The organism is uncultured Anaerococcus sp. (assembly GCF_963510575.1).
Classification (GTDB): domain Bacteria; phylum Bacillota; class Clostridia; order Tissierellales; family Peptoniphilaceae; genus Anaerococcus.
Window position 1 is genome coordinate 1 of sequence record NZ_CAUPFR010000065.1, and the last position, 9,854, is coordinate 9,854.

The 9,854-nt window shown below is 33.8% G+C and carries 12 protein-coding genes; 11 read left to right on the plus strand and 1 reads right to left on the minus strand.

Annotated features, from left to right (window positions below):
- Window positions 1-260 (minus strand): YbaK/EbsC family protein (locus tag RQ907_RS05775; RefSeq protein WP_311492430.1); only part of this gene is annotated, 260 nt, incomplete at its 3' end.
- A 246-nt stretch (window positions 261-506) separates the two neighbouring features.
- Here RQ907_RS05775 and RQ907_RS05780 point away from each other — a divergent pair.
- The 11 genes from RQ907_RS05780 to RQ907_RS05830 all read left to right on the plus strand — a co-directional run.
- On the plus strand, window positions 507-1,244 hold the full coding sequence (locus RQ907_RS05780; RefSeq protein ID WP_311492431.1) for a hypothetical protein: 738 nt from the start codon (window positions 507-509) through the stop codon (window positions 1,242-1,244).
- Between the two features lie 49 nt (window positions 1,245-1,293).
- Window positions 1,294-1,806, plus strand: coding sequence for a DUF1836 domain-containing protein (locus RQ907_RS05785; protein WP_311492432.1), 513 nt, complete (start codon window positions 1,294-1,296; stop codon window positions 1,804-1,806).
- Window positions 1,806-2,660 carry a DegV family protein gene (locus RQ907_RS05790; protein ID WP_311492433.1) on the plus strand — a complete coding sequence of 285 codons (855 nt, stop codon included), beginning with the start codon at window positions 1,806-1,808 and terminating at the stop codon, window positions 2,658-2,660. The genes RQ907_RS05785 and RQ907_RS05790 overlap by 1 nt, the downstream gene beginning before the upstream one ends.
- A 174-nt stretch (window positions 2,661-2,834) precedes the next feature.
- Window positions 2,835-3,404 (plus strand): translation initiation factor IF-3, encoded by a 570-nt coding sequence (infC, locus tag RQ907_RS05795; RefSeq protein WP_311492434.1) that lies wholly within the window; start codon window positions 2,835-2,837, stop codon window positions 3,402-3,404.
- A gap of 1 nt (window position 3,405) precedes the next feature.
- The gene (rpmI, locus tag RQ907_RS05800) at window positions 3,406-3,606 is read left to right on the plus strand and encodes a 50S ribosomal protein L35 (RefSeq protein WP_311492435.1); all 201 of its coding nucleotides are present in this window, start codon (window positions 3,406-3,408) and stop codon (window positions 3,604-3,606) included.
- A gap of 10 nt (window positions 3,607-3,616) precedes the next feature.
- Complete coding sequence (rplT, locus tag RQ907_RS05805; protein WP_311492436.1) at window positions 3,617-3,970, plus strand: 50S ribosomal protein L20; 354 nt, start codon at window positions 3,617-3,619, stop codon at window positions 3,968-3,970.
- A gap of 53 nt (window positions 3,971-4,023) precedes the next feature.
- Window positions 4,024-4,689: an RNA methyltransferase gene (locus RQ907_RS05810; RefSeq protein ID WP_311492437.1), complete on the plus strand. Its 666-nt coding sequence runs from the start codon at window positions 4,024-4,026 to the stop codon at window positions 4,687-4,689.
- Window positions 4,690-4,916: 227 nt separating this feature from the next.
- A complete protein-coding gene (gene pheS, locus RQ907_RS05815) occupies window positions 4,917-5,939 on the plus strand; it encodes a phenylalanine--tRNA ligase subunit alpha (protein ID WP_311492438.1) in 1,023 nt (340 codons plus the stop codon).
- 8 nt (window positions 5,940-5,947) lie between these two features.
- Window positions 5,948-8,335, plus strand: coding sequence for a phenylalanine--tRNA ligase subunit beta (gene pheT / locus RQ907_RS05820; protein ID WP_311492439.1), 2,388 nt, complete (start codon window positions 5,948-5,950; stop codon window positions 8,333-8,335).
- 9 nt (window positions 8,336-8,344) lie between these two features.
- Complete coding sequence (gene zapA, locus RQ907_RS05825) at window positions 8,345-8,842, plus strand: cell division protein ZapA (RefSeq protein ID WP_311492440.1); 498 nt, start codon at window positions 8,345-8,347, stop codon at window positions 8,840-8,842.
- Window positions 8,835-9,854: peptidase U32 family protein (locus RQ907_RS05830; protein WP_311492441.1), on the plus strand; the 1,020-nt coding region annotated here is incomplete at its 3' end. The genes zapA and RQ907_RS05830, both read left to right, overlap by 8 nt.

Here is a 9,854-nt window from a genome sequence, read left to right on the forward strand (position 1 = left end):
GCTAAGCTCTTAACACCAATAGCCTTGGCAGCCTTTTTAAAATCAATTTCATCTTCACCATTTATCACAAGTATGTAGACACCCCCATCCTTGCTTTCTGTAGCAAGGGTCTTAAAGATTGTATGGATGTCTGCGTGGCCCTCATTAGCCAAGTCTACTGCAGAGACAAATTCGTGGTTTAAATCATAATCTATGTGTTCATATTCTATATGCAAATTATCGAGAAATCTCATTGCATTTGTTTTAATTTCTTTTTTCATAAAATCACCTCTGAATAACTATACGCTTATAAGCTAGCATTATCAGTTCAAGATAAATTTTTGTATTCAAATTATTTGACAAATACCAGGAAATATTGGTATGCTTTAAACTCAAGAAATCTTGTTCGATTCACTATGTAATTATAGGTTTTTAAGTATTGGTATGTATAAATTTTTTTTGCTGGCAAGCCTACAACTAGTAATAAAAAATTTAATTTTGGGTATATTATCTTATAAGGAGTAACGATGAGTGAAAAAGTGTTTGTAAATTATATTTATGATTCCTGCTATAGTCTATCTTGTGGGGATTATTTTTTGGTTTTTGACTATGCCAAAGGTCTTCTTGATATTCCGGAATCAAAACATGTTATATTTTTTGTAACAGACAAGCAAAAAGATTCTTATACAGAGGAAATTTTCAACTTAGGAAGCCTAAAATCCCTAAATTACGTGATAAATAAAAATATTATTGATTTGAAATACCAGGATAATATCATCTATTTGAATAAGGATGAGTTTGGTATGAAGGATTTAAAGAAATTATATAATATGAATAACGTATATATGGTTGATGAAGATAATAGTCTTTGCCTTAATTTTGGACAAGATGATGTCTTTATCAAAACTTTTTCCTTAGATGGAGAGAACTTAGGATATTTAATTGAACTTGATTCTATAATTATTTTTTATGGTGGATCCTTAAATTTCGCTAGGGTTGATGATGAAAGATACCTTGATTTACTAGATGAACTTGAAATCGAAAATCCTGATATAATATTTTTGCCAATTGCAGACTTAAATAAAATGTCGCTAGCTTATTTAGATAAACTTATAAGTTCTTCAGAAAGTCAGATTTTCTTTCCGACAAAAATTGGCGGCAAGGAAGAACTTAGCTTAGATTTTAAAAATTTTTACAAGGCAAATATCACTGACATAAGGTCTATAGATGAAGCCAATGAAAGGATTGAAATAGATATAAATTGACGCTGTGAATCTAGTATTATCAACTAGATAAGGTATAATGTGTGAGAATATGATAGATAAATTAAAAGAATTAGAAAATATAAGTTTGCCTAGTTGGGACAAGCTACCAGATGATGGAATTTACAAGGAAGAACTCCTAACCTATTTAAAAAAAGTGTTAAATCCGCTTTATGTGGTTGATAAGAACGTAATTACTTCATCCATGGTAAACAATTATGTGAAATTATCATACATAGATAAACCAAAAAAGAAAAAATATTACAGGGCATCAATAGCTCAGCTTATAGTAATAACAATTTTTAAGCAGATTATAAGTATAGAAGATTTGGCTAAGGGGATTGATATTGAAATTACAACTTTTGGTCTAAAAGAAGTCTATGAAAATTTTGAGACTATATTTAACTTGGCCAGAGAAGATATCTTAACTAGTGATGAAAATACTTGTGTAAATGTCAATTATGAATTTACTGACCACCACGATAAGGTACTTTCTTATTTGGCAATTTCCCTTTTTACAAAATTGTACACCCAGATAGTTATAGATAATCGTAAGGAGATATGATGGAAAAGATAGCTATATTAGTAGATTCAGGTAGTGATTTAAGCCTTGACTATATAAAGGAAGAAGGTTTCTATTACTTGCCATTATATGTAAATTTAGATGGCAATTTTCTGAAAGATAGGATTGATATAAGTCCAGAAGATTTTTATACTTGGATAAAAGAAAATAATAAATTGCCAAAGACATCTATGCCATCTCCTGGAGATATTAATGACCTTTTGGAAAAAATAAAAAATGATGGCTACAACAAGCTTATCAGTATCAATATAGGAAATAAATTTTCTGGCACCTACAATGCCTGCAAGCTTGCAGAAATAGAGGGTCTTGACCTATATGCTTTTAACACAGGAAATCTCACCCTAGCCCAAGGTTTTTATGCAATCTACGCCAAAAAACTAATAGATGAAGGTCTCGGTTTTGAAGAAATATGTAAAAAGCTTGAAGAAAAAATAAATGATTCTAAGGTATTTTTTACCATTGCTACCTTTAAATATATAGTGGAAGGTGGTAGGGTTCCAAAGACTTTTGGTAAGATTGGCGACGCTCTTTCAGTAAAACCTATTATAAAAACTGTTCCACCAGAAGGTGGTTTTGCTATAGAAAAAATTGTAAGAGGTGAAAAGAAAACACTTAGTCAGTTAGAAAAGATAATTAGAAAAAATATTGAAGGTGTAAAAGACTATTATTTTTTCATAGCTGAAGGAGATTATCCGGAGGGTCATGAAACATTAAAAGAAAGATTAAAGGATATTATAGAAAATTCTAAACTCTATAAGGAAGGTCAGATTTCTCCTACACTTGGAGCAAACACAGGCCCAGGACTTATAGGAGTTGGATTTTTCATCCTAGATTGAGAATTTTTTATAAAATAGGATTGGTTTTTTAGGATAAAATCAAAAGAAAGATATAAATAATTTGACAAAACCAATATAAACTAGTATTATCATACATGTAAACAAGAAAGAAGTACCCAAACTCACCTACCGGCATAAGCTTTTAGGTTAATAAGATTTATTTTGATAGATTATTTGCGGGTACTTTGTGCCCGCTTTTTTTATACAATACACGGAGGTATAACTATAAAAGATTTAAGAATCAATGATGAAATTAGAGCTAGTCAGGTAAGACTAATCGACGAAAAAGGTAACCAAGTTGGTATCACTTCTCTAAATGAAGCCCAAGATATGGCAGATGAGAGAAATCTTGACCTGGTACTTATGAGTCCAAATGCAAAACCACCTGTAACAAGGATTATGGACTATGGTAAGTTCAAGTATGATCAAGAGAAAAAAGAAAAAGAGAATAAGAAAAAACAAAAAAATGCTCAATTAAAAGAGACAAGATTTTCTTTAAATATCGAAGATAATGACTTGCAAACCAAGGCAAATCAAACCAAAAAATTCTTAAACAACGGGGATAAAGTCAAAGTATCTATAAGATTCCGTGGTAGGGAACTTGGAAGAAAAGAACCTGGCTACGAATTGATGGATAAGTTCAATGGTATGTTAGATGGCTATGGCAAGATTGACAAAAAGCCTAAGATGGAAGGCAGATCTCTTGTTATGTTTCTAGAACCAAATGATGAAAAAGGAGAATAAGATGGCAAAAAATAAGATTAAAACTAAAAGAGCAGCTGCTAAGAGATTCAAAGTAACAGGCTCTGGCAAAATCATGAGAAGAAAAGCTTACAAGGGACACTTAACAGCTAAGAAGTCACCAAACAGAAAAAGAAGACTAAGAAAACCAACAGAAGTTTCACAAACTGTATATAAAAACGTTAAAAAACTAATTGGTGCATAGGAGGATATAGATGGCAAGAATTAAAAGAGCAGTAAATGCAAAGAAAAGACATAAAAAAGTATTAAAACAAGCAAAGGGTTATTACGGTTCAAAAAGCCTTCTATTTAGAACAGCTAACCAAGCTGTAATGAAATCTCTATCATATGCTTACATTGGTAGAAAACATAGAAAAAGAGACTTTAGAAAACTTTGGATTGCAAGAATCAATGCCGCAGCAAGAATCAATGGCACAAGCTATTCAAAACTTATGGGCGGACTTAAAAAAGCAAACATCGACATCAACAGAAAGATGCTAGCTGAACTTGCAGTAAATTGCCCAGAAGAATTTGCAAAATTAGTAGAAGCAGCTAATAAAAACGCTTAATGATAATAGAATCGGTATCCAATCAAAATTTTAAGTTTATAAGTAAACTTAAAATGAAAAAGTATCGAGATAAAGAAAATTCATTTTTAATAGAATCTAGGAAGTTAGTAGATGAGGCTATAGCTTCATCTGCTAAGATAGATTTTATTTTTTTAAGACAAGGAGTTTCTTATGAGACTGGGTATAAAACCCTGGTTTTCAGCGAAACCCTTTTTAATAAATTATCATCAATGACAAGCCCTGATGGAGTAGGCGCTGTCATAAAAAAGAAAGAACCGAGGGAAATTTCATCTAGTAAGATTTTGCTCTTAGATGGGATAAATGACCCGGGAAACCTTGGCACGATGGTTCGTTCTGCCGAAGCCTTTGGCTTTAGGGACGTAATTTTGTTGCCAGGAACAGTTGATATCTACAATGAAAAAACACTCAGGGCATCCATGGGTTCTGTCTTTAGGTTAAATATCCTAGAAAAAAACTTTGAGGATATAAAAAAACTCAAACCTAGCTACAAGGTCCTATCAGCAGATATGGACGGGCTAGATATTAGAGATTATAAGAAAGATTCTAAAATAATTATCGCTATAGGAAATGAGGCTAATGGCCTAAGTAAAGAAATGAGAGAAATCACTGATGACTTTATCAAAATTCCTATGGAGGGAGAAATCGAATCTTTGAATGCAGCCATAGCTGCGAGCATAATTATGAATAGACTTATGTGATGATTCGGAAAGACTTTAATTATTCTTATACAGCAAGAAAGGGATGTTGAGAGCCTTTTAAGTCACGATTAGGGTTATTCACCGATGAACTTTGAGATGAATTGAGTAGTCGATACGTAAACTTTTCGTTAAAGTAATGAGCGGATTTATTTATAAATCAATTAAGGTGGTACCGCAGAGCTATATCTGTCCTTTGTAGAGGACGGATTTTTTTATTTGGAGGAAAAATGGAAGAAAATTTAAAGCAGGTTTTAGAAACTGCTAAGAGTGAAATCGAAAAAGCAGTAAGTTTAGAGGCTCTAGAAGAACTTAGGATAAAGTTTTTAGGTAAAAAGGGAACTATTACTGATCTTAAAAAGTCAATAGCAAAATTGCCTAATGAAGAAAAGCCAAGTGCAGGTAAATTAATAAACCAAACTAGCAAGGAAATTGAAAATCTCCTTGGTGAAAAAAATGAAATTATCAAAAAAGAACTTCTAAAAGAAAAGATAAAAGAAGAAAAAATTGACGTAACAGCTCATTTTGATAAGTATGAGTCAGGCCATCTTGCAGTTATTAACCAAACTATGGAAGAACTAGAAACAATTTTCCAAAATATGGGTTTTGACGTTGTAGCTGGTCCTGAAGTTGACACGGTTAAATATGTTTTTGACGACCTAAATAGTCCCAAAAATCATCCAGCTAGGTCTACTTCTGATACTTTTTATATCAATGACGAGGTTTTGCTAAGACCTCACACATCTTCTATGCAAATTAGGGTGATGAATGAAGGCAAGCTTCCAATTAAAATGGTATCTGCAGGTAGGGTTTTCAGAAATGATGAGGTTGACGCAACCCATTCGCCAATGTTTCACCAGCTAGAATGTCTTGTTGTAGATGAAAATGTATCTATGGCAAACCTTAAGGCAACTCTTGAAACTTTTATCAAAGAAATGTTTGGCGATAAGATGAGCCTAAGGTATAGACCTCACCACTTCCCATTCACTGAACCATCCCTAGAGGTAGACGTAACTTGTCCAGTATGTATGGGCGAGGGTTGTCCTGCTTGCGGCCATACTGGTTGGTCAATGGAATTGTTAGGTGGTGGCATGGTTCATCCAAATGTCCTAGAGGCTTGTGGGATTGATAGCGAAAAATACACAGGTTTTGCCTTCGGTCTTGGAGTTGACAGGATTGCTATGGTAAAATACGGACTTGATGATATTAGACTTCTTTATGATAATGACAAGAGATTTATAGAACAGTTTTAGGAGGAAAAATGTTAGTACCTTTAATTTGGCAAAAAGATTATATAAAAATAGATAAGGATATAAAAACAATCACAGACAGACTTTCTGAAACAGGTTCTCACGTAGAAGAAGTTACCGTCCGCACATCTGACCTTGAGGGCATAGTTGTTGGCCATGTCTTAGAGCAAAAAGACCATCCAGATGCTGATAGGCTCAGGGTTTTAACTATAGATGTTGGTAAAGATGAGCCAATCACAATTATTACTAATGCAAAGAATACAAAAGCAGGAGATTTCCTACCAGTAATTACATCTGGCACAAAGTTAGATAATGGTATTATAATCGAAGATCACGACTTTTTTGGAATTGTATCCCAAGGTATGCTTACAGCCTACTCTGAGCTTGGTTACGATGATTCTGTAATTCCAAAAGAATTAAGAGAAGGAGTAATTGTCCTAGCTGGAGAATTTAAACCAGGCACACCAGCTTCTGAAGCTCTTTTCTCAAATACTCCTGTTATAGAATACGAAATCACCCCAAATAGGTCTGATTGCCTTTCTATAATCGGTATGGCAAGGGAAACTGCAGCAAGTTTTGGAGAAAAAATCACTTATCCTTCATTAGAATATTCAACAAATGGTGAAGATATAAAAGAATATGCAAATGGAGTAGAAGTCAAAAGTGATTCTTGCTTGAGATTTACAGCAAGGGTTGTAAAAGACGTTAAGATTGCAAAATCTCCTCAATGGCTACAAAATTACTTGATGCTTGCAGGAGTTAGACCAATCAATAATATAGTTGATATTACAAACTTTGTTATGCTTGAAACTGGTCAGCCTCTCCATGCCTATGACCTCGATAGGTTAGCTGGTAAAAAAATTATAGTAAGGGATGCTAAAGAGGGCGAAGTTATAAAAACCCTTGATGGCGAAGATAGAAAACTTGATTCCTCTATGCTTGTTATAGCTGACGATAAGGAAGCTATTGGCCTTGCAGGAGTAATGGGAGGTTTTGATTCTGAAATTACAGATGATACTAAAAATATCCTCCTAGAAGCAGCAAGTTTTGACGCTGATAATATCAGAGATACATCTAAAAAACTCAACCTTAGAAGTGAGGCAAGTTCTAGATTTGAAAAGGGAGTTGCAGTTGAAACTCCAGAGATAGCATCAAGAAGAGTTATGAAATTAATCGAAGAACTTGGCATAGGCACAATCATCGGTGGTTCTTTCGATCAAGGAATAAAAGAAAATGATGATAAGGAAGTTAAACTAAGAATAACTAGGCTAAATGCCCTAACTGGTGTGAATTTTACCAAAGAAGAGGCAATTAAAAACTTAGAGCTTTTAGAATTTGATGTTAAAGATATAGACGAAGACACTATTTCAGCAAAAGCTCCTTACTTTAGAAATGATATTTCTATCGAAGCTGACCTTATAGAAGAAGTTGTAAGACTTTATGGCATGGGCAAGATTGAATCTAAACCACTTGTATCTTCACTTAAAAAAGGCGAGAGATCTCCAATGAGACTTCTAAGAGATGATTTAAAACACAAGCTTGTGGGCCAAAAATTCTCAGAACTTGCCACCTATTCATTCATTTCTCCAAAAGAATATGATAGGCTAGGCATTGCAAAAGATTCAAAACTTAGGGACTATGTCAGCCTAATAAACCCACTTGGCGAAGATTTCTCAGTTATGAGGACAACTCAAATTGCTAATATGCTTGATGTTATTGCAAAAAATATCAAGTACGGTCAAAAAGATATGAGATTTTTCGAACTTGATAGGACTTTTGAGAAAATTAGCGACAAACTTCCAAAAGAAAATCTCACCCTAACCATGGGTCTATATGGAGATTATTCTTTCTATGATATGAAAGATTTCTTTACAGAGGCTATGAGAAATACTGGTTTTACTGGTTTTTCTTATAAGGCTAATGAAAATCTATACGCTTTCCATGCTGGTAGGTGCGCTGATATTTACTTTAAGGGTGAAAAAATTGGTGTGATTGGCGAGATTTCCTATGAAGTTCGTGAAGAGTATAATATAAATAAAGGTGCAATCATTTTAGAGCTTAACCTAAGCCAGATTGCAGAATTTAGAATTACCGATAAAAAATATAAACAAATACCAAAATTCCCTGCAATAGAACGTGATTATTCTTTTGTGGCAAAAAGAGATGTAGAATCAGAATTAATTGAAAATATTATGAAAGAAAAGGCAGGAGACCTCCTTTACAAGGTAGAATTATTTGATATCTACACAGGTAAGGGCATAGGCGCTGATGAAAAATCTATTTCTTATAGGGTTTGGTACAGGAAAGCTGATAGGACCCTAAAGGAAGAAGATATCAAGGGTGTAGAAGCTAGCATCCTTGAAGAATTAGGAGCAAAGAATATAAATTTACGTGGATAGGAGAGAAAAGTGAGCGAAATTAGACTTGAAGTTAAAATTGACGGTATAAAATATCCTCTTGTTAGCAAAGAATCAAAAGAGAGTATAGAAAAAATAGCAGCTTATGTTGACGGCAAGATTAAGGATGTAAAATCTGATAAGCTCACTTTTGATAGGCAGCTAATTTTGGCAAGCCTAAATATAGCTGATGAATATTTTAAAGACAAGGAATCTTTCAAAGAATATTACGAAGAAAATAAAGAAGCTATCGAAGCTTATCCAGCCATAAAAAACGAGCTTGAAACTTTTAAAAACGAGTATGGGACCTACAAGGATGAGCTCGAAGATATAAAAGCAGAGCTCAAGGATCTAAAAATCCTTCTCCAAGAAAAGGATGCAGAGATTTTAAATCTAACCAAGGCTGAAAATGATGCCAGCAAATTAAGAGAAAAAATCAAGAACCTCCAAAAACAAGTTATGGATTTAAGCAAGGAAAATGAAATTTTGAAGGGAAAAATTGATGAATAAAACTGAAATCCTAGCACCAGTTGGAAATATGGATATGCTTTATGCAGGAATCGCAGCAGGGGCAGATGCTTTTTATCTGGCCCTTGATGATTTCGGAGCTAGGGCCTATGCTGAAAATTTTACTCTAGAAAATATTGAGGAAGTCATAGCCTATATCCATTATTTTGATAGGAAAGTTTTTATAACTATGAATACCCTCATAAAGGATTCGGAAATTGACAAGGCTATTTCCTATATAGAAAGGCTTTACCAGTATGGTGTTGATGGGATTTTAATCCAGGATATAGGTTTTTATTCTATAGTCAAAGACCAAATGCCAGGACTTGATTTTCACGCTTCTACCCAGATGGCTGTTAGGGACTATCACGGTGCTAAGGCCCTTATGGATTTAGGTTTTAAAAGAATTGTCATTGCCCGTGAGACACCAATAGAAGAAATCAGAAAAATAGCCAAACTTCCTTGTGAAAAGGAAGTTTTTGTCCATGGGTCGCTTTGCGTTTCCTACTCTGGGGAATGTTTAATGAGCTCTTATTTTGGCGAAAGGTCTGCCAATAGGGGCAGGTGTGCCGGTCCTTGTAGGCAAAAATATCAACTAATAAATAATGGAAAAATTTACGGCAATGATTATTACCTAAATATGAAAGACTTAAATGTTATTGATAATATTGATGAGTTGCTTAATTTAGGTATTGACTGCTTAAAAATTGAAGGCAGGATGAAGAGTCCAGAATATGTCTATAATTCAGTTGTAGCCTATAAGCAAAAAGTAAATGGCAATAGCTATGATGTTGAAAAACTCAGAGATATTTCAAATAGGGGATACACAAAGGGTTTTATTTTCGGTCAAAAAAAGGATTATATTCTAAAAGAAGACGATAGAAAACACAGGTCTGTAGGGATTGTTGAGCTTATTAACAATAAAAAAGCTTTTACAGCCAATTCTGACCTCCACAAGGGGGATAATCTCCAAGTCACAACAGATAGCGACAACAAATTGCCTTTGACTTTTACA